General features: G+C 63.2%; 20 protein-coding genes. 10 read left to right on the top strand and 10 right to left on the bottom strand.

Annotated features, from left to right (window positions below):
* Positions 1–2: 2 nt before the first annotated feature.
* From OKW20_RS20425 to pcaF, 7 genes are read left to right on the top strand one after another with little or no spacing between them, the layout of a single operon-like run.
* Positions 3–845 carry an enoyl-CoA hydratase family protein gene (locus OKW20_RS20425; protein ID WP_429174732.1) on the top strand — a complete coding sequence of 281 codons (843 nt, stop codon included), beginning with the start codon at positions 3–5 and terminating at the stop codon, positions 843–845.
* Positions 846–847: 2 nt separating this feature from the next.
* Positions 848–2,044 (top strand): acyl-CoA dehydrogenase family protein, encoded by a 1,197-nt coding sequence (locus OKW20_RS20430; protein ID WP_429174735.1) that lies wholly within the window; start codon positions 848–850, stop codon positions 2,042–2,044.
* 16 nt (positions 2,045–2,060) lie between these two features.
* Complete coding sequence (locus OKW20_RS20435) at positions 2,061–3,248, top strand: acyl-CoA dehydrogenase (protein WP_429174737.1); 1,188 nt, start codon at positions 2,061–2,063, stop codon at positions 3,246–3,248.
* A gap of 12 nt (positions 3,249–3,260) precedes the next feature.
* Complete coding sequence (locus OKW20_RS20440) at positions 3,261–3,689, top strand: acyl-CoA thioesterase (protein WP_429174739.1); 429 nt, start codon at positions 3,261–3,263, stop codon at positions 3,687–3,689.
* Entirely contained in the window at positions 3,667–4,062 is a 396-nt protein-coding gene (locus OKW20_RS20445; protein ID WP_043612409.1) for a RidA family protein, read from the top strand. The genes OKW20_RS20440 and OKW20_RS20445 overlap by 23 nt, the downstream gene beginning before the upstream one ends.
* An 11-nt stretch (positions 4,063–4,073) precedes the next feature.
* Entirely contained in the window at positions 4,074–6,044 is a 1,971-nt protein-coding gene (locus tag OKW20_RS20450) for a 3-hydroxyacyl-CoA dehydrogenase NAD-binding domain-containing protein (RefSeq protein ID WP_429174741.1), read from the top strand.
* A gap of 5 nt (positions 6,045–6,049) precedes the next feature.
* The gene (pcaF, locus tag OKW20_RS20455; RefSeq protein WP_429174742.1) at positions 6,050–7,252 is read left to right on the top strand and encodes a 3-oxoadipyl-CoA thiolase; all 1,203 of its coding nucleotides are present in this window, start codon (positions 6,050–6,052) and stop codon (positions 7,250–7,252) included.
* A gap of 107 nt (positions 7,253–7,359) precedes the next feature.
* On the opposite strand, the gene OKW20_RS20460 is transcribed toward pcaF, so the two are convergent.
* Genes OKW20_RS20460 through OKW20_RS20485 form a run of 6 tightly spaced genes read right to left on the bottom strand, consistent with a single transcriptional unit; the run spans position 7,360 to position 13,752 of the window.
* Entirely contained in the window at positions 7,360–8,484 is a 1,125-nt protein-coding gene (locus tag OKW20_RS20460; protein ID WP_429174744.1) for a substrate-binding domain-containing protein, read from the bottom strand.
* 59 nt (positions 8,485–8,543) lie between these two features.
* The gene (locus OKW20_RS20465; protein WP_429174745.1) at positions 8,544–9,545 is read right to left on the bottom strand and encodes an ABC transporter permease; all 1,002 of its coding nucleotides are present in this window, start codon (positions 9,543–9,545) and stop codon (positions 8,544–8,546) included.
* Complete coding sequence (locus tag OKW20_RS20470; RefSeq protein WP_205239992.1) at positions 9,542–10,522, bottom strand: ABC transporter permease; 981 nt, start codon at positions 10,520–10,522, stop codon at positions 9,542–9,544. Before OKW20_RS20470 ends, OKW20_RS20465 begins: the two co-directional genes overlap by 4 nt.
* On the bottom strand, positions 10,519–12,033 hold the full coding sequence (locus OKW20_RS20475) for a sugar ABC transporter ATP-binding protein (RefSeq protein WP_429174746.1): 1,515 nt from the start codon (positions 12,031–12,033) through the stop codon (positions 10,519–10,521). Before OKW20_RS20475 ends, OKW20_RS20470 begins: the two co-directional genes overlap by 4 nt.
* The gene (locus OKW20_RS20480) at positions 12,030–12,878 is read right to left on the bottom strand and encodes a sugar phosphate isomerase/epimerase family protein (RefSeq protein WP_429174748.1); all 849 of its coding nucleotides are present in this window, start codon (positions 12,876–12,878) and stop codon (positions 12,030–12,032) included. Before OKW20_RS20480 ends, OKW20_RS20475 begins: the two co-directional genes overlap by 4 nt.
* A 7-nt stretch (positions 12,879–12,885) precedes the next feature.
* Complete coding sequence (locus tag OKW20_RS20485) at positions 12,886–13,752, bottom strand: sugar phosphate isomerase/epimerase family protein (RefSeq protein ID WP_429174750.1); 867 nt, start codon at positions 13,750–13,752, stop codon at positions 12,886–12,888.
* Between the two features lie 162 nt (positions 13,753–13,914).
* Here OKW20_RS20485 and OKW20_RS20490 point away from each other — a divergent pair, with 162 nt between their 5' ends.
* From OKW20_RS20490 to OKW20_RS20500, 3 genes are all read left to right on the top strand, one after another.
* Positions 13,915–14,949 (top strand): helix-turn-helix domain-containing protein, encoded by a 1,035-nt coding sequence (locus OKW20_RS20490; protein ID WP_429174752.1) that lies wholly within the window; start codon positions 13,915–13,917, stop codon positions 14,947–14,949.
* Between the two features lie 91 nt (positions 14,950–15,040).
* Complete coding sequence (locus OKW20_RS20495; protein ID WP_429174754.1) at positions 15,041–15,604, top strand: TetR/AcrR family transcriptional regulator; 564 nt, start codon at positions 15,041–15,043, stop codon at positions 15,602–15,604.
* A 276-nt stretch (positions 15,605–15,880) separates the two neighbouring features.
* The gene (locus OKW20_RS20500) at positions 15,881–16,339 is read left to right on the top strand and encodes a hypothetical protein (protein WP_429174756.1); all 459 of its coding nucleotides are present in this window, start codon (positions 15,881–15,883) and stop codon (positions 16,337–16,339) included.
* A 96-nt stretch (positions 16,340–16,435) separates the two neighbouring features.
* Here OKW20_RS20500 and OKW20_RS20505 read toward each other — a convergent pair whose 3' ends face one another.
* The 4 genes from OKW20_RS20505 to OKW20_RS20520 all read right to left on the bottom strand — a co-directional run bounded on the left by OKW20_RS20505 (position 16,436) and on the right by OKW20_RS20520 (position 20,357).
* Positions 16,436–16,855, bottom strand: coding sequence for a type II toxin-antitoxin system VapC family toxin (locus tag OKW20_RS20505; RefSeq protein WP_429174758.1), 420 nt, complete (start codon positions 16,853–16,855; stop codon positions 16,436–16,438).
* Positions 16,852–17,106: a FitA-like ribbon-helix-helix domain-containing protein gene (locus OKW20_RS20510; RefSeq protein WP_429174760.1), complete on the bottom strand. Its 255-nt coding sequence runs from the start codon at positions 17,104–17,106 to the stop codon at positions 16,852–16,854. The genes OKW20_RS20505 and OKW20_RS20510 overlap by 4 nt, the downstream gene beginning before the upstream one ends.
* A 211-nt stretch (positions 17,107–17,317) precedes the next feature.
* Positions 17,318–18,751: an NAD(P)(+) transhydrogenase (Re/Si-specific) subunit beta gene (locus OKW20_RS20515; RefSeq protein WP_043612377.1), complete on the bottom strand. Its 1,434-nt coding sequence runs from the start codon at positions 18,749–18,751 to the stop codon at positions 17,318–17,320.
* Positions 18,752–18,770: 19 nt separating this feature from the next.
* Entirely contained in the window at positions 18,771–20,357 is a 1,587-nt protein-coding gene (locus tag OKW20_RS20520; protein WP_429175779.1) for a Re/Si-specific NAD(P)(+) transhydrogenase subunit alpha, read from the bottom strand.
* Between the last annotated feature and the right edge of the window lie 212 nt (positions 20,358–20,569).

Genomic DNA, 20,569 nt, shown 5'->3' on the forward strand with positions numbered 1-20,569 from the left:
AGATGACAAATCCGATGCAGGCCAAGAAGCGCGCCTTCAAGGACCACAAGGCCAAGCACTTCCTGTTCGAGACGGATGCCGACGGGCGGGTCGCCACGATCACCCTCAACCGTCCGGAAAAGAAAAACCCGCTAACCTTCGAAAGCTACGAGGAACTCTGCGATCTTTTCCGTTCGCTTGCTCGCGCCAGCGACGTGCGCGCCGTAGTGCTGACCGGCGCCGGCGATAACTTTTCCTCCGGCGGCGACGTCTTCGAGATCATCGAGCCCCTGACGCGCATGCCGATGCCCGATCTTCTGGATTTCACCCGCATGACCGGCGAACTGGTGCGCCAGATCCGCGCCTGCCCTCAGCCCGTTATCGCTGCGGTCGACGGCATTTGTGCTGGTGCCGGGGCGATCCTGGCCATGGCGTCGGACTTCCGCGTGGCAACGCCGGAGGCGAAGACGGCCTTTCTCTTTACCCGCGTCGGGCTGGCGGGTGCCGACATGGGTGCCTGCGGCATACTTCCCCGCATCATCGGCCAGGGCCGCGCCGCCGAACTGCTCTTCACCGGCCGCGTCATGACCGCGACGGAAGGCCACGCCTGGGGCTTCTACAATGCCCTGCACGAGCGTCCGTCGCTGCTTGGAGAGGCCCAGAAATTCGCGCGCAATATCGCCGACGGTCCGTGGTTCGCACACGCAATGACCAAGAAGATGCTCGACCAGGAATGGGCGATGGGCATCGACCAATTGATCGAATCGGAAGCGCAGGCGCAGGCGATCTGTATGGCGACCGGCGACTTCCGTCGCGCCTTCGAGGCCTTTGCCGCCAAGGCGAAGCCGGAATTCAAGGGGAACTGAGCATGAGTTCCCATGACACGGCCTTGCGCCCGCCTTCTCGCGATCATCTCGATTGGCCGTTCTACGATGACAGCCACCGTGCGCTCGCTGTTGAGCTCGACGCATTCGTGGCCCGTGGCGGCCTCGGCGAAGTCGACCACGCCGATGTCGATGCTGCCTGTCGGCAGCTCGTCGCAGCACTCGGCGATGCAGGCGTGTTGCGCCATTGCGTGCCCTCAGCGTTCGGCGGCGTCAGCGAGGAGATCGACAGCCGCTCGCTCTGCCTGATCCGCGAGACGCTTGCCTATGCAGATGGCCTTGCCGACTTTGCCTTCGCCATGCAGGGACTCGGCACCGGTGCAATCAGCCTGTCCGGCTCCGAGGCATTGAAGCAGGCTGTCCTGCCCAAGGTCGCCCGCGGCGAATGGATCTCCGCCTTTGCGCTTTCCGAACCAGAGGCCGGCTCTGATGTCGCGGCGATGGCATGCGCCGCGCGGCGCGACGGCGATCACTTCGTGCTCGACGGCGAAAAGACCTGGATCTCGAACGGCGGTATCGCCGATGTCTACACCGTCTTTGCCCGCACCGGCGAGGCGCCCGGCACGCGCGGCATTTCGGCCTTCGTGGTCTTTGCCGATACGCCGGGCTTCACGATCGCCGAGCGCATCGAGACGATCGCGCCGCATCCGCTTGCCCGTCTTCGCTTCGACAATTGCCGCATCCCAGCCTCGCAGCTTTTGGGCACGCCCGGCGAAGGCTTCAAGATCGCCATGCGCACACTGGACATCTTCCGCCCCTCCGTGGCTGCTGCCGCAATCGGCTTTGCCCGCCGCGCGCTCGACGAGGCGGTGGCGCACGCAAAGAGCCGCAAGATGTTCGGCGCGACTCTTTCGGATCTGCCGACGGCGCAAAGCACGCTCGGCGAGATGGCGACCGCGATCGACGCGGCAGCCCTTTTGACCGGCCGTACGGCATGGCAGCGCGACGTGCAGAAACGACCGACGACGCGCGAAGCGGCGATGGCCAAGATGACGGCGACCGAGAACGCGCAATGGGTGATCGACCAGGCGCTGCAGCTCTTTGGCGGCCGCGGCGTGCGCGTCGGCGAGATCACCGAGCGGCTCTATCGCGAGATCCGCGCGCTCAGGATCTACGAGGGCGCGACCGAAGTGCAAAAGCTCATCATCGGCCGCGAGCTGATGAAGGGCACGGGACGATAACGAGGGGGTGTCGAACATGCATGGTTCGAAAGCGTCATTCGACTGGCAGGATCCGTTCAACCTGGATGGGCAGCTGAGCGAAGAAGAACGCATGGTGCGGCAGACCGCTGAGCGCTATGCCGAAGACCGGCTGGCTCCGCGCGTCCAAGAGGCCTTCCGTCACGAGAAAACCGATCCGTCGATTTTCGCAGAGATGGGCGAGCTTGGCCTGCTCGGTCCGATGGTGTCTGAGGAATACGGTGGCGCCGGCCTCAACTATGTCTCCTACGGCCTGATCGCCCGCGAGGTCGAGCGCATCGACAGCGGCTACCGCTCGATGATGAGCGTACAGTCTTCGCTTGTCATCGTACCGATCTACACCTTCGGCAGCGAAGCGCAGAAGCGCAAATACCTGCCGGGACTGATTGCCGGCACCAAGATCGGCTGCTTCGGCCTCACCGAACCGGACCACGGTTCAGATCCCGGATCGATGATCACGAAGGCTAGCAAGGTCGATGGCGGCTATCTGCTTTCCGGCTCCAAGACCTGGATCTCCAATGCGCCGATCGCCGACGTCTTCGTCGTCTGGGCGAAGACATCGGATGGTCTGATCCGCGGCTTCATTCTCGAAAAGGGCTGGAAAGGTCTGAGCGCCCCGGCGATCCATGGCAAGGTGGGCCTGCGAGCCTCGATCACCGGCCAGATCATCATGGAGGAAGTCTTCGTTCCGGGCGAAAACATGCTGCCCGAGGTGACCGGCCTGAAGGGCCCCTTCACCTGCCTCAACTCCGCGCGCTTCGGCATTGCCTGGGGCGCGCTCGGTGCAGCGGAATCCTGCTACGAAACGGCGCGGCAATATGTAATCGACCGCAAGCAGTTCGGCCGGCCGCTCGCCGCCAACCAGCTGATCCAGAAGAAACTCGCGGACATGGCAACCGAGATCGCCCTTGGCCTGCAGGGCTGCCTGCGCCTCGGCCGCATGAAGGATGAAGGCAATCCACCGGTCGAACTGACCTCGATCCTCAAGCGCAACTCCTGCGGCAAGGCGCTGGAGATCGCCCGAACGGCGCGCGACATGCTCGGCGGCAACGGCATTTCGGACGAATTTCCGGTCGCTCGCCATCTCGTCAATCTCGAAGTGGTCAACACCTATGAGGGCACGCACGACATCCATGCGCTGATCCTCGGCCGTGCCATCACCGGCATCGCTGCCTTTGCGAACTGAGGTCCGGCACAAATGTTCAGGACCAGTAGACCGCTGCGCTTTGGAGACTGCGACCCCTCGGGGATCGCCTATTTCCCGTCCTACCTCAACATTCTCGTCGGGGTGACGGAGGACTTCTTCGCCTCGCTCGGCTTTCCCTGGAAGGCCATGAACGACGAGCGGCGGATCGGCGTGCCGACGGTGCGGCTCGATCTCACCTTCTCTCGACCGGGCTTCCAGGGCGACGAACTGGATTTCGCGCTCAAGGTCGTAGGCATCGGCCGCTCCTCGCTCGACATGGAGCATACGGTCTCGGCAAGGGACACGGTGCTCTGGGCCGCAAGACAGCGGGTCGTTGCCACCTCGCTCGACACGCACGCTTCTTTTGCCTGGCCGGACGATATCCGCGCCGCGCTGACACAACATCTGGAGACGACCGATGCACACCATCCTGCAACCTGAAGGCTGGGCTAAGCCCATCGGCTATTCCAACGGCGTTTCGGCCAAGGGCCGCACTGTCTTCGTCGGCGGCCAGATTGGCTGGAATGCGCAGTCCGAGTTCGAGACCGACGATTTCGTCGAGCAGGTGCGCCAGACCCTGAAGAACGTGGTGGCGGTGCTTGCGGCCGGCGGCGCCGAACCGCAGCACATCACCACCATGACCTGGTACTTCACCGACAAGCAGGAATATGTCGGCAATCTGCGCGGCATCGGCCAGGCCTATCGCGAGACGATCGGCCGGCATTTCCCGGCGATGGCGGCGATGCAGGTGGTGTCGCTCGTCGAAGACCGCGCCAAGATCGAGATCCAGGCCACCGCCGTCGTCCCCGATTGAGGTTGGCCGCGATGACCGAGATCCGATTTTCCGAAAGCGTTTCCGCCCGTCTCGAAGGCGATGTTCTCGTCGCTACGATCGACAACCCGCCCGTCAATGCGCTCTCCGCGCATGTGCGGTCCGGCCTGACGGCGGCGCTCGATCATGTTGCCGAACAGCCGGCGATTGCGGGTCTCGTCATCACCGGCGCCGGCAACACCTTCATCGGCGGCGCGGATATCAGGGAGTTCGGCAAGCCGCCGATCGAACCGGTGCTGCCTGAGGTGATGGAGCGCATCGAGACCTTCGACAAACCTGTCATCGCCGCCATCAACGGCGCCGCCCTTGGCGGTGGCTGCGAGATGGCGCTTGCCTGCCACGGCCGCATCGCCGGCGAAAAGGCGTCGTTCGGCCTGCCGGAGGTAAAACTCGGCCTTGTCCCGGGTGCCGGCGGGACGCAACGTCTGCCGCGCCTGATCGGCATGGTCGCGGCGATCGAACTCATCGGAACCGGGCGTGTCGTCAAGGGCGCCGAAGCTGTGACGCTTGGGCTTGCCGACGGCCTTGCCGCCGATCCCGTCACCGCCGCGCTGGCTTTCGTTCAAGTGCATGCTGGCAAGCCGCTCCGTCGGACCGGCATGATCGCGGTTCTGCCTGCGGACGGCGAAGCCATCGGCGCGGCGGAAGCGAGGGTTCTTGCGAAGGCCCGCGGCCAGGCTGCCCCCGCCGAGGCAACCCGCCTCGTCAAGGCAGCCGGAGAATTCGACCTCAAACAGGGACTGGCTGAGGAACGCGCGACCTTCTTGAGGCTTCGCGATTCCACCGAGTCAGCAGCCCTCAGGCATGTGTTCTTTGCCGAGCGCGCCGCCGGCAAGGTCGAGGGGCTCGATAAAGTTTCGCTTCGGCCGGTCGTCACCGTCGGCGTGGTCGGCACCGGGTTGATGGGGTCCGGCATCGCCGTCTCCGCCTTGACCTCCGGCTACCGCGTGGTCGCCTTGGAGCAGACGGAAGAAGCCGCCGCCGGCGGACGGGCGCGCATCACCGAGACGCTGGAGAAGGCCGTGCGGGCCGGACGGTTGACCGCTAATGGGCGCGACGAATGCCTGGCGCGGCTTCAGACGCCGGCTGACGCTGCGGAGCTGGCGAAGGCTGACCTCGTCATCGAAGCGGTGTTCGACGACCTCACGGTCAAGACGGAGCTGTTTCAGAAGCTCGACGGCATTGTCGCCCCCGGCGCCATTCTCGCGACCAACACCAGTTATCTCGATCCCGATGCGATCGCGGCGGCTACCGGCGATCCCTCGCGCGTCGTGGGCCTGCATTTCTTTTCGCCCGCCAACGTGATGCGGCTCGTCGAAGTCGTCAATTGTGCCGAGACGGCGCCGGACGTGCTGGCGACGGCACTTGCCTTCGTCAAACGCCTCGGCAAGCTGCCGGTCGTCACCGGCGTCACCGAAGGCTTCATCGGCAACCGCATCTTCTCGGCCTATCGCCGCGAAGCGGAGTTCATGCTCGAGGATGGAGCACTCCCGCACGAGATCGACGCCGCGCTCGAGGCCTATGGTTTTCCGATGGGCATCTTCGCCGTCAACGATATGGCCGGGCTCGAGATCGCCTGGGCACGGCGCAAGCGACAGGCCGCGGCCCGCGATCCTGCTGCACGCTATGTCGAAATCGCCGACAGGCTCTGCGAGGCCGGCCGTCTCGGCCGCAAGAGTGGCCGCGGCTGGTATGCCTATCCCGATGGTAAGCGCACCGTCGATCCTGATGTCACGGCGGTGATCGAGGCGGCGCGGGCAGCCAAGGGCATCACGCCGCGCGCCTTTAATTCCGACGAGATCATGAGCCGGCTTCTGGACGCCATGCACGACGAAGGTAACGCGCTGCTCGCCGAAGGCATCGCGGCGCGTCCCGGCGACATCGATCTGGTGATGATCAACGGCTACGGATTTCCCGCGCACAAGGGTGGGCCGATGTTCGCCGCCGGGCAAAACAAAGGATAAATCTCATGGCTGAAGCCTATATCATCGGCGGCGTCCGCACGCCGATCGGCCGCTACGGCGGTGCGCTGTCGAGCGCCCGCCCGGACGATCTGGCAGCGCATGTTATCCGCGAGGCGTTGGCGCGCGTTTCGTCCGTTCCGGCCGAAGCGATCGACGAAGTCGTACTTGGCTGTGCCAACCAGGCGGGCGAGGACAATCGTAACGTTGCCCGCATGGCCGCCTTGCTCGCCGGTCTACCGCAGACGGTTGCGGGAACGACGATCAACCGGCTCTGTGGTTCCGGTCTGGACGCTGTCGGCTACGCCGCCCGGGCGATCCGGCTGGGCGAAGCCGAGATCATGGTCGCCGGTGGCGTCGAAAGCATGTCGCGCGCACCCTTCGTCATGCCGAAGGCGGAAGGCCCGTTCCAGCGCAGCACCGAGATCCACGACACAACGATCGGCTGGCGCTTCGTCAACCCGGTCATGAAACACCAATACGGCATCGACTCGATGCCGGAGACCGCCGAAAACGTCGCCGCCGAGTTTTCCATTTCGCGCGAAGACCAGGACGTCTTTGCGCTGCGCAGCCAGGCGCGCGCGGCAGCTGCGCAAAAGAGTGGGCGCTTCGCCCGCGAAATAGCCCCCTATGCGATCAAAGGACCCAAGGGCGAGACGACATGGGTCGAACACGACGAGCATCCCCGCGAGACGACGATCGAAAAGCTCGGCAGCCTGCAGACACCCTTCCGCGCCAATGGCACGGTGACAGCCGGCAATGCTTCCGGCGTCAATGACGGTGCTGCCGCGCTCATTCTCGCCTCGGCCGGCGCAGTCGAGCGTTACGGACTTCAGCCGTTGGCCCGCGTCGACGGGATGGCAACGGCCGGTGTCGCGCCGCGCATCATGGGCATCGGTCCGGTCTTTTCCACGCGGAGGCTGCTGGAGCGCCTTGGTCTCGGCATCGGCGACATCGATATCGTCGAGTTGAACGAAGCCTTTGCCGCACAGGCGCTCGCCTGCATGCGGCAGCTTGGGCTGGCCGACGATGCGCCCCACGTCAATCCGAACGGCGGCGCCATCGCGCTCGGCCATCCGCTCGGCATGTCCGGCACGCGTCTGGCCCTCACCGCGGCCTTGGAGCTTGAGGCGCAGGGTTCGAAGCGTGCGATTGCTACCATGTGCATCGGCGTCGGACAGGGCATTTCGATGCTGTTGTCACGGCCGTAGCGATTGGACGTTTCGGTCGTCAGCCGAAGGCCGCCCAAAACGATGAGAAAGCCGGGCTACTCAGCTGAGGAGTTAAGACCGAGCCGCAAGCGGCTCGGTCTCCAAGCTTACTTTCCACCCCAGGCGGCGGGATAGTCTGGCAGCTTCTCGCAGCCGCACATGGCGTGATGCAGCGGCGGCATCTTGGCGTCGACATACTGGTCAAGCGTCTCTGCCGTGATCGCCGGCTGCGGCATGACCCATTCCGGGCCGGGCACGGCCTCTCCCTGCAGCACCTTCACTGCCGCGATGATTGGCGTGCGCCATTGGTAGGTCGGATAGGTCGGGGCAATCGCCTTGAAGCCTTCCGACTTCCACTTGACCAGGAAGTCCTGCTGGTCCTCGCCGGTAATGATCGGAGGCGGCAGGCCGGCATCCTCGAAGGCTTCGAGGGCTGCAACCGCGGTCGCACCCGCATCCATCCAGATCGCATCGATCTTGCCCCGTTGCAGGTAGTCTTCGACGATCGACTTGGTCTTGGCATTGTCGCCCTCGGTGAATTCCTCGCCGATGACGTTCAGGCCGGTCTCCTTGAAAATGCGCTTGGCCGCGGACGCGCGGGTCTCGAGCACATCGACACCCGGCACGATCCGCAGCATCAGGACGTCGGCCCCCGCCGGTGCCGTGGCCGCCACGAACTCGCCTGCCTGGATACCGAAGCCGTAACCGCCGACCGGGTGGATGAAGGTGACCGGGCACTTGGTGTTGACGCCGCGGTCAAAGACGATCACCGGCAACTTGGCACAGGCTTTCTCGACCGCCGGCGTCAGGGCTGCCGTCGTATTCGGCGAGACGATCAGGGCCGAGCACTTGCCGCCATTGATGAGGTCGTCGATGTCGGCGATCTGCTTGTCGTCGGACCCTTCGGCATCGACGTGAATAAGCTCCTTGATCTCCGGATGGAGCTTCACTTCGGCCTGCATGTTCGTCCAGCCGGTTACCCGCCAGGCATTGTTCACGCCGGCGTTCGAGAAGCAGATCGTGTAGAGACCTGGCTTCTTGTATTTTGCGGTGTCGGCCATCTGGTCGCCGTAGTACTGTTGCCACGGCTCTCCTTCCGGACCATTGGCCTTGGCCGTCAGCAGCGTCCGCTGTCTGTCGAACTCGGCTGTATCGTCGAAGTTCAGCTGTTGGCTATGCGCCGTGCCGGCGACGAGTGCCGCCGAAAGGGCGGCGGTCAGCAATCTTTTCATGTCTCACTCCCATTGATCATGATTTTTCAGTTCCTCCCGACGGCTTGAGGCCGGCGAAATCAGGTCCCGCCGGCGCGGTTGCGCCGGTAGGTGGCAAGCACGACTGCGGCGATCAGGATCAGGCCCTGGACGACATCGCGCGTCGGCTTCGGCAGTCCGATGAAATTGAGCAGCGTGAAGATGGCGGTCAGCGTCAGCGCGCCTGCAATCGAGGCCGAAACGGAGCCGCGACCGCCGAGAAGCTGCGCGCCGCCGATGACGCAGGCGGTGATCGCCTGCAGCTCGTAGCCGACACCGACATCAGTCGATACGCCTGCAAATCCACCGAGCAGGATGCCCGCCGTCACCGCGCTCAGCGACGAGGCGACAAAAGCGATGACGCGCACCCTCACGATCGGCACACCCGACATCTGCGCCGCCCGCGGATTGTCGCCGAGCGCGTGCAACATGCGCCCGAGATTGGTGCGATGCATCAGCCAGAACAGGACGAAGCCGACAACCATAAGCACCAGCAATGCCACCGGCAGGAACTGGATCAGCGGAATGCCCTGAAGGCTGGCGCGCCCGAAGAAGCGGAACGTCTCCGGCAGATAGCCGCGCGGCGAACCGCTCGACCACATGAAGGCAGCACCATTGAGCGTGATCATCATGCCGAGCGTGGCGATCAATGACGGCACCCGGAGGTAGGAAACGACCAGGCCATTCACCACGCCGACGGCAAGCCCTACCGCATACATGACCGCAATCACCCACCAGGTCGCATCGGCACTGTTGTCGAGCAGCATCGACGAGCCGACCACCGTCAGCGTGATGAGCGAGCCTGCGGATAAGTCAAAGCCGCCCGACACGATGACGTAGATCTGGCCGGCCGCGAGGATGGCGAGAGGAGCGGCACGCTTCAGGAAATTCATGTAGCCGGTGGGCTCGATGAAGTTCGGGTTCGAAAACGTGATGGCAACGAGAAGGGCTGCCAGCACGAAGAAGACGGGATTGATCTTGGGCAGTCGCCCAGCGCTTGCCACGCGGCGCGTCTTTGCGGAGCCGACGGTTTCCTGGATCATGCCACTATCCTCTTTGAACGGACTGCGTAGAAGGCGACGGCGGCGACGATGATGATGCCGCGCATCACCTGCTTGGCGAAGGCGTCGATGCCAGCGAGATTGAAGATGGAATCGATCAGCGAGAAGATGATCACGCCGGCGACCGTGCCCCAGATCCCGCCTTTGCCGCCGGCAAGGATCGTCCCGCCGATGACGACGACCGCGATCGATTCCAGATCGTAGGCGCCTTCCGTGCCGATCCAGGGCGAGCCGGATTTCAGGCGGCTGGCCAGGTAGAGGCCGGCGAGCGCTGCGCAAAGGCTGCAGATGATATGGCTCGCCATGACGACCCGCGTCGTATTGATGCCAGCCGCACGCGCCGTGTCGCGGTTGCCGCCAACCGAATAGATGTTGGATCCGAAGCGCGTGAAGCGCAGCACGATCCATGCGCCGAGGACGAGCAGCGCCAAGACGATCAGGCTGACCGGTAGCCCGAGCACCTCGCCATAGGCAAAATACTGGAACGCATCCGGCACCGAACCGCCGAACCGGCCATGAAAGGAGGCAAGACAGCCCTGAATGATCAGTGCCATGCCGAGCGTCGCGATCAGCGGGTTGACGTCGAGGCGGGTGATCAGGAGCCCGTTCAGCGTGCCGACCACCGCCCCCATGACGAGCACCGCAACAACCGCCGGCACCATCATCGCCGGATCGCCGTTCATGATCGCGGAGGACACCACGGCCGAGGCCGAGATGAGATGGGCCACCGACAGGTCGATCGAGCCGACGAGGATGGTGAAGGTCTGCCCGACGGCGGTGATGCCAAGCGCGATGGACCGATTGAGGATGGAGACGGTCGCCTCCGGCGTCAGGAAGCGTGTCAGGCCGAGGCTGAGCGCAATCGCGACATAGATGAGGACGGCCAGCCCGAGCAGCAGCGCCGGCGCGTAGTGTTCCATGCGCCAGGCCGGACGCCGGATGAGACTTGCCTTGTTCATGCTGCCACCGCCTCCTCGCCGGTTGCCGCCAACATCACGTCGGCCTCACTGACCCCGCGCGAAAACGCCGCGACGAGTTCGCCATTCCGCATCACAAGGACGCGGTCGGATACGCCGAGAACCTCCGGAAGATCGGACGAGACCATCATGATGGCCGTGCCCTTGCGCGCGAGATCCCGCATCAAGTGGTAGATCCCGGCCTTGGCGTTGACGTCGATCCCGCGTGTCGGCTCGATGAAGATCAACAGCCGAGGCGCCAGCGCCAGCCAGCGCGCGACAATGGCTTTCTGCTGGTTGCCCCCCGACAGTGCCTTGATGTCCTGGGCAAAGCTGCCGGCACGCACGTCGAGTTCACGCAGCAGCTTTTCCATTGCTTCCGTCGAGGCGAATGACGTCGCATTGGCATTGCCGGAAAGGGAGGACAGCGCGCGGGACGTCAGCATGCCGTTATCGACGACCGATTGCATCAACACCAGCGCTTCGGCCTTGCGATCGCCCGGTAGCAGCCCGACCCCGGCGCGGATCGCCTCGCGCGGACTGACAAACCGCGCCGGCTTACCAGCAAGGGTGATCTCGCCCTCGGTGAAGGGAGAAAGGCCGAATATCGCCTGCGCGAGCGCAACGCGCCCTGCCCCTTGCAAGCCAGAAAAGCCGACGATCTCGCCGGCGCGCAGCTCGAAGGACACGTTTTTCAGCCGGCCGTTTCCGGCATTACGGACTGAGAGCGCGACGTCGCCGATCTCCTGCGGTGCAGCCGGCTCCGCATAGAAATCGCCAAGGTCACGGCCGACCATGGCGCGCACGATCGCCTCCGGCTCGGGCACATGGTCGAAGCGAACCGCCACCTCGCCATCCTTGAGAACGGTCACACGATTGGCCAACCGCGTGATTTCAGGCATGCGGTGGGTGATGTAGACGATGGCCACACCGCTCTTCTTCAGGGTGTCGACGAGACCGAAGAGCACCTCGCATTCGGCCTCGTTCAGCGCTGCCGTCGGCTCGTCCATCACGATCACCCGTGCCTCGAGCGACACCGCCTTGGCGATCTCGACCAGTTGCTGGCTGGCGACGTCGAGGTCGGCGACCACAGTGCTCGGCTCGATCCGGTGTGCCGAGCCGAACAGCGCAAGCACGCGCCGCGCTTCGTCGTTCATCGCCCTGTGGTCGATCAGACCGCGACGCGTCGGCTCGCGGCCAAGGAAGATGTTCTGTGCGACGGTTCGCTCGGGCAGCAGGGAGAATTCTTGATAAATGACAGCAATGCCCGCCCGGATCGCCGCCAGCGGATGCGTGAAATGCCGTTCCTCGCCGTTCACGACAACCGCGCCTGCGTCCGGCCGATAGACGCCGGAAAGGATTTTCATCAGCGTCGACTTGCCGGCACCGTTCTCGCCAGCCAGCGCATGAACCTCGCCGCAATGGGCGGAGAAGCTGACGCTTTTCAAGGCCTTGACGCCGGGGAAACTCTTGGTGATACCGCGCATTTCGATGGCGGGATGTTGCGTGTTCATGCTGCAGCCCATGTCTTGCGGATGAATGTCGCGCTCTCGGAAAAGAGCGTATCGAAGTCGGGAAACAGCGGCCGCCAGACGCGGGTCGCCGTCGCAATCGCCGGAAGCCCGGCGCCGAATGCCTCAAGCGTCAGCCAACCGTCATAGCCGATCTCCTTCAACACCGTGAACATCGCCGCAAAGTCGATATGCCCGCGCCCCGGTATGCCGCGATCGTTCTCGGAGACATGGAAGACACCGATATCCTGGCCGATCAGCCGGATCGCCGCCTCCGGCCGACGCTCCTCCACATTGGCATGGAAGGTGTCGTACATGATCTTGAAGGCAGGATGGGCCACGCGATCCACATAGGCACGCGCCTGCTCCATCGTGTTGAGATAATAGGTCTCGAAACGATTGAGCGGCTCGAGGCTCAAATGCATGCCGTTGGCCGCCGCCCGCTCCGCGAGTGCATGATGCGCGTCGGCCCCGTGTTTCAGCTCGTCTTCGCTGGCGCCCCGGCCCGTGAAGAAGCCGATCGGCGCATGAAACGGCCCACCCATGCTTTCGGCGCCAAGGGCGATGGCGCAGTCAAGCGCCCAGTCGAGATGGGCGCGCCCGCGCGCCCGCACGTCGGCATCGCAACTGACGGGGTTTGCCTCAGGCGTCGGGACGATCGATGTGGTGGACCGGCCAAGGCCGAGCCCGTCCAGTTCGCGGCCCAGGCGTTCGTAATGGCTTACCTCGCCCGATAGAACCGGCACTTCGACGCCGTCATAACCGAGATCGCGCAACCGGCCGATGTTGTCGAGATGCCTCTCCTCGACGAAATCGGTCAGGCAAAGGAGATTGATACCAAGCTTCATGGGGCACTCAATTCAAAGAGATGCCGAGATCGCGACAGGTCGCGCGGATCCAGGCCAGTGACGTTTCGTTCATCGGGCCACCGGCGCCTTCGCATTCGAGGCTGAGCACACCGTCGTAGCCATGGTCGCGAAGCGTGGCGAGGCAAGCCTTGATGTTCTCGGCATTGACGCCATCGCCGAGCGCGCAATGGCTGACCGCGATCCCGGTTTGTCCGCCGCGGGCGGCCGCTGCCAGCGACGGCGACACGTCCTTCAGATGGACATGAGACACCCTGTCGATGAACCGCGACAGAAACTGCGGCGGTTCCTGCCCGGCGATGAACGTGTTGCCGGTGTCCATGTTCATGCGCAGCCACTTGCTGTCTGCGAAGGCGAGCATGCGCTCCATGAATTCCGGACGCGTCGTGAAATGACCATGGGGCTCGATGTTGACGACGATCTCGTGCGCCTCGGCGACTTCGACGATCTTTTCGTAGCTGCGCTTCATCAGCGCCATCGATTGTTCTTCGGTCAGTCCGGGCGGCATGTGGAGCCCGTCTGTCGTGTCGACACAGGGGCTACCGGCCTGCGCTGCCCAGGCAATCGACTTCAGCACATAGGGTACACCTCTAAGCGGCCCGTCCTCGCCAGACAGCGGATAGGCCGCATCGACCTGCGAAAAGCGCACGCCGTAGCAATCCATCTTGCGACGCAAGAGGACGGGATCCTCGTAGAGCGCGACATGCGGTTGATAACCCAGTCCGTGGATCCAGCTCACGCCGTCGATCAGACCGCATTCGATGAAGTGCAAATCGTTGTCGCTTGCCCATTGCAAGCATTTTTCAAACGACCAGTAGGCCGCGTTGAACGCATCCGTGTGGAAGCCTATCCGCACCGGCAAAATCCTCCCAATCCCCCTCCATGCCATTGAGTTTCAACGGCAAATCACCAGCGCCTCCAAAATGTCGCTTGATGATGCCCAAGCATTGCGCAATAAATCGCTGCCGGCGTTCGAAATAGACGACTGGTAAATTTTATACATCTGCGGGGGAGCAGCATGACGAGGAGCAGCAACGAACGGGCGATCAATCGGCCCGCGGTCTTCCGCGAACCGGGCGCCCTGCTCTATGCCGGCAATTGCCAGGACCTGATGAAGGCCTCGCTTGCGGGCCAGGTGTCGCTCAACGCCTGGACGCGGCGCGGCTATCCCGGCATCGATCTCGGCGCGGCGCTGCCGCAGGTCTGCTCCGTCGGCGGTTGGGATGCGACCACCCCGCAGGATTGGGGCCTGCGCGAACATTGCAACGAGGGGGTCAAGATCGCCTATCTGGCGCGCGGATCATTGACGATCACAATGGATGGCCGCAGGACGACGATCAAGGAAGGCCAGATGTTCGTCGTACGACCCTGGCAGTTGCACGCGCTCGGCGATCCCAATGTCGGCGCCAGCCATATCATCTGGGTGCTCATGGATATGGGCGTGCGCCGCCCGCACGAAACCTGGCTGTGGCCCGACTGGATCGGCTGGCCCGAACGCGACCGAAAGCGCCTGAGCGAACTTCTGTCGAAGAACGAACAGATTTCCTACAACGCCTCGCGCGAGGTCGCCCGCACCTTCCTCGATATCCACGAGGTGGTGGCAGGCGGCGATATCGACGGTGGCGAAGCGCATCTGCGCCTTTTAATTTCGATGATGCTGCTGCAATTCCGCCAGATGCTGGAAAGCCAGGCACCGGTTCTGGATCTTGCTCTCGCAAGCTCGAAACGCACGGTCGAGATCTTTCTGAAACGGCTGCGTCACGCGCTCGACGAGGAGTGGACGCTCGAGAACATGGCGGCGGAGTGCAATCTTTCCCGCACGCAATTTTCGCAGCATTGCCAGGTGCTGACCAACATGACGCCGGTTCGCTACCTCCAGACGCTCCGGCTCAACGCCGCACGGCAGCTTCTCGAGAGCGGCGCCCATTCGGTCACCAATATCGCCTTTGATTGCGGCTTCTCATCGAGCCAGTATTTTGCCACCTGCTACAAAAAGCGCTTCGGCTTCTCGCCAATGGAAACGCCGCGTCAGACGCTATCGATCGCCAACTGAAGGTGAGCCGCCGCGACCGGATCAAAGCCGAATGGATAAGAAAGTTCTCCTGACGCCCCGAAAGGCCGCTTCGCAGCAACGCTCGCGAGCGATGATCGAGGCGCTGGTGGAAGCGACGGCGCGTGTCCTGATCAAGGAAGGATTTGAACGCGCAAACACAAATCGCATTGCCGAGGAGGCCGGCGTCAGCATCGGCTCCCTCTATCAATATTTTCCGAGCAAGGAAGCGCTCGTCGTTGCCGTCATCGAACGGCATAAGGGCGAGATGGTCGATGTCTTGCGGGGTACCCTCGCAAAGGTGGCGACGCTACCGCTCGACAATGCAGTGCGCGAACTGGTCAAGGCGATGATCGATGCGCATCGTGTGGACCCGGACCTCCATCGGGTGCTAATTGAGGAAACGCCACGTGCGGGACGGATTGGCACGATCGACGGCTTTGGCAGAGAGTTCTACGAGCTGATCAGGGCGTATCTCGAATTGCACAAGGCAGAACTGCGGCCGGTGGACCTGGACCTGGCCGCTTACATCTGCGTCAGTTGCACGGAAGCGCTGACGCACGGCGCGGTCGTCGACAGTCCAGAGAAGCTAAACGATGGGAACGTCGACGCCTTCATCAACGAAGTGACGACGCTGATCACACGCTACCTGAAGTAACGTCCTCCGGGTCCAGACATCTAAGATGCGAGCAGGGTCTTGGTAACGTGACGCCGCTCCGTGAACGCCTGCGGCCAACTGCGTGAATTGCCGGGGAAATTTGGAGGCGTAGCGCGCGCCGAGACAGCGTCCCGAACGCGAGTAGATTTTTGCGAGCAATCGCTCACAATTTGTCTGCACGCGGCCGTTCCGACAACCAGCCTCGTTTCGACATCGAATGCCACACGAGCGGTCAAGCAACCGCTTCTCGAAGCCCCAGACCAAGGTAACAGGAAGATGTACGCACACGTCGTGATGATTCATGCCGCGGCCATGGGCACGGCATTTCTGCTGCTTGCAGCACGGGAGCTGCTTTTCATTACTGCCTCGCGAGGGCAAATCGGGGCCGCAAAGTTGGCCCTGACCGCAAACAGAATTGCGGGCCTGCTCACGGGCATAGGGATTGCCGGAGGCATTGGGCTCATCGTCTTGGGCGGGTGGCCGCTATCGACACCCTGGCTACTGGTGTCATTCACCCTGATCGCCACGTTGATGGTTGTCGAAAGCAGGTTCGTACGGCCATGGGAGGCACAGGTGCAACCAGCCCTTCAAGGCGCGATCGACAAAATAGAAATCCGGGCGCTTCTTGGGAACAAGCGCGCCCTGCGCGGCCGCCTGGCATCGATCCTACTTTTCGCCCTGGTCATAGCCCTGATGGTCGTCAAACCCGACCTACCCGGCATTTTCGGCGCCTAGGGCGACGCCGGCGGGCGCAGCAGCGTTGCACGGCCCGCGCAGGACGACCCCGACAATAACGTCTAAGTCAGCCTCGCTGTTTGGCGAATGCCAAGTTTAGAGGCGGTCCCAAGGATTGACGACAGGGACACCTGCCGCCTCAAAGGGGCTTGTATCGCGTGTTGCGATTGCAAAACCCTTGGAGGCTGCGATAGCGGCGATGTACCCATCAGGCGTCGGGAGGCCCTTCCCCGCCGCTCGCGCCCTTGCTGCGAGATCCGCATAATGCCGCGCGCACGCAGCGTCGAACGGCAATACGCGATCACCGAACAATTCGAGCAGGCCATCAAGTGTTTCGGCGAGCGCTTTCTTACGACGCCCCTCCGGCAGCGCGGCGATGCCAAACAGCAGCTCCGCCAACGTCACACTGGACAGATAAAGAGTCTCGGCGACTTGGTCATTCAACCAAGTGCGCACTGCCAGATCCGGCGCCGGCTTCATCGCTTCCGAGACAACATTCGTGTCCAGGATGATCATCCAAACCTCATTGGCTTCGCCGGCACCTTGTCCCGCACCTGGTCGAACACTTCAAAATCCTCGTTGGTCAGACCAACCCGCGCGCCGAGTTCAGCCAAGGCGTCTCCCATCCGGACACGTTCTTCCGGTTTTACAGCTAGTTCCAAGATATCTCGGACTTCCGCCTCTGTGCTGCGGCCGTGAACCGCCGCCCGAACACGCAAGGCTCTGTGCACTTCTTCAGGCACATTTCGGATTGTCAAAACAGCCACAGTCAGACACTCCATCTTGATTTCATTGACTGCAATATAGTCTCAATGCAGTCACGGCTCAAGTTACAGGATTGTGGCGAGAACGAAACGCTCATTAAAGTACCGACCAGCGCTTCAACGCAACTCGCAGCTCTCCGCGCCAGCCGTTCGTCAACGGAAGCAAACTCACCGCCCTATATGCAGGGCGGTGAGTTTCCGTTTCAGTCTGTCGTCACGCCAGTGCCGGCAGCAGCTGGTCGATGCTCTTCTTGGCGTCGCCATAGAACATGCGGGTGTTGTCCTTGTAGAACAGCGGGTTCTCGATGCCGGAGTAACCGGTACCCTGGCCGCGCTTGGAGACGAACACCTGCTTGGCCTTCCAGACTTCGAGCACCGGCATGCCGGCGATCGGCGAGTTCGGGTCTTCCTGGGCGGCCGGATTGACGATGTCGTTGGAGCCGATGACGATGACGACGTCGGTTTCGTGGAAGTCTTCGTTGATCTCATCCATCTCGAGCACGATGTCGTAGGGAACCTTCGCCTCGGCCAGGAGTACGTTCATGTGGCCCGGCAGGCGCCCGGCGACCGGATGAATGGCGAAGCGGACGTTCTTGCCGGCCGCCCGCAGCTTGCGGGTAAGCTCGGAGACCGATTGCTGCGCCTGCGCAACCGCCATGCCGTAGCCCGGCACGATGATGACGCTGTCGGCGTCGTTGAGGGCAGCGGCCACGCCATCGGCATCAATGGCGATCTGCTCGCCGGTGATTTCCATTGCCGGACCGGTGGTTGCACCGAAGCCGCCGAGGATGACCGACAGGAACGAGCGGTTCATCGCCTTGCACATGATGTAGGAGAGGATCGCACCCGAGGAGCCGACCAGCGCGCCGGTGACGATCAGCAGATCGTTGCCGAGCGTGAAGCCGATGGCGGCGGCCGCCCAACCGGAATAGCTGTTCAGCATCGACACCACCACCGGCATGTCGGCGCCGCCGATGCCCATGATCAGGTGATAACCGATGAAGAAGGCGGCGAGCGTCATGACAAGCAGCGTCCAGGTGCCGGCACCATTGACGTAGAGCACCAGCAGAACGAGCGAGAGAAGAGCAGCACCGGCGTTGAGCAGGTGACCGCCCGGCAGCTTCTTCGCCTTGCCGTCGACCTTGCCGGCAAGCTTGCCGAAGGCGATGACCGAGCCGGTGAAGGTGACGGCGCCGATGAAGACGCCGAGGAAGACCTCGACCTTCATGATCGACAGTTCCACCGGTTCCTTGTGCGCGAGGATCGCGGCAAAGCCGGTCAATGCGGAGCGGGCCGCCGCATCGAGGGCGGCGACATCAGCCGCCTCGATATGGGCGTTGAAGCCGATGAAGACTGCGGCGAGACCGACGAAGGAATGGAGGGCCGCAACAAGCTGCGGCATCTCGGTCATTTGGACGCGGGAGGCAACGAAGTGGCCGAGCACGGCGCCGCCGGCAATCATCAGGACGATGATGAACCAGTTGCCGACATCGGGTCCGAAGACCGTGGCGACAATGGCGAGTGCCATGCCCGTCATACCGTACCAGACGGCGCGCTTGGCGCTTTCCTGGCCCGAAAGTCCGCCGAGCGAGAGGATGAAGAGGACGGCTGCCGCGATGTAGGCGGCCGATACGATACCGATCATCATAATATCTACCCCTGCCCGATCAGGATTTCTGGAACATGGCGAGCATGCGCCGTGTGACGAGGAAGCCGCCGACGATGTTGATCGTGGCGATCAACACCGACAGCGCCGCAAGCAGCACCACCAGCCAGTTGCCTGACCCGATCTGCAGCAGCGCGCCGAGAATGACGATGCCCGATACCGCGTTGGTAACGGCCATCAGCGGGGTGTGCAGCGAATGCGAGACGTTCCAGATGACCTGGAAGCCGACAAAGCAGGCGAGCACGAAGACGACGAAATGGCTCATGAAGGCCGGCGGCGCAAAGGCGCCGACCAAAAGCAGCAGCGCCGTGCCGACGGCGAGAAGCGTCAACTGGCTCTTCGTCTGGGCCTTGAAGGCTGCGGCCTCGGTGGCGCGCTTTTCCTCCGGCGTCGGTTCCTTCACTTTCTCCTTGGGTTTCTGCGCCGCGATCGCGGCGATCTTCGGTGGTGGCGGCGGGTAGGTGATCGCGCCTTCGAAGGTGACGGTCGCGCCACGGATGACGTCGTCCTCCATATTGTGGACGAGCTTGCCATCCTTGCCCGGCGTCAGGTCGGTCAGCATATGGCGGATGTTGGTGGCATAGAGCGTGGACGCCTGCGCGGCCATGCGGCTCGGGAAATCGGTATAGCCGATGACGACGACGCCGTTGTCGGAGACGATCCGCTGGTCGGCAACCGTCAGATCGCAGTTGCCGCCGCGTTCGGCCGCAAGGTCGACCACCACCGATCCCGGCTTCATTGCGGCCACCATGTCGGCAAGCCAGAGTTTCGGCGCGTCGCGGCCCGGGATCAGCGCCGTGGTGATGACGATGTCGATCTGCGGCGCAAGCTCGCGGAACTTGGCAAGCTGCTTCTCGCGGAACTCCGGCGAAGACGGGGCTGCATAGCCGCCGGTGGCAGCGCCGTCCTGCTGAGTGCCCCCCTCACCATCAGCGAAATCGAGATAGACGAATTCGGCGCCCATGCTTTCGATCTGTTCGGCGACCTCTGGACGCACGTCAAAGGCATAGGTCTGGGCGCCGAGCGAGGTGGCGACACCGATCGCGGCAAGTCCGGCGACGCCGGCACCGATCACCAGGACCTTTGCCGGCGGCACCTTGCCGGCGGCCGTTACCTGGCCGGTGAAGAAGCGGCCGAAATTGTTGCCGGCCTCGATCACCGCGCGATAGCCGGCGATATTGGCCATCGACGACAGCGCATCCATCTTCTGGGCGCGGCTGATGCGCGGCACCATGTCCATGGCGATGACGTTGGCGCCCTTCGCCTTGGCAAGCTCCAGCAGTTCGGCATTCTGGCCGGGATAGAAGAACGAGATCAGCGTCTTGTCCGCAGACAGGTGCGCGACTTCACTCGGCTCGGGCGGCCGTACCTTGACGACCACATCGGCCGAACCCCACAGCGCCTCTGCCGACGGCGCCACCTCGACGCCCGCGGCGCGATAGGCATCATCGGAAAAACCAGCCGCAACACCAGCACCCGTTTCGATGATGCTGCTATAGCCAAGTTTCGCAAGTTGCACCGCGCTGTCAGGTGTCAGCGCCACGCGCGCCTCGCTTGCGGTGACCTCCCGCGGCGCGCCAATTTTAATCGCCATGCTTGTCTGTCCTCTCCTGCCGACTAGGCAATGCCTTGTCCCTCAACAATGCGACAGCAGAACAAGCAAACCTTGAGAGTACTGTCCAGTACGCTTTGCCGCGAATCCGTCCATTCTTGTCGCTTTTTAGTTTTCCCTAATCGTTTTTATCGGCCAGGCACTTCGCGAGGCCGGCCGATCGGGCGCGAATGGTCAGCAAAAAGCAG

The sequence above is a fragment of the Ensifer sp. LBL genome, assembly GCF_050435225.1.
Classification (GTDB): Bacteria; Pseudomonadota; Alphaproteobacteria; order Rhizobiales; family Rhizobiaceae; genus Ensifer.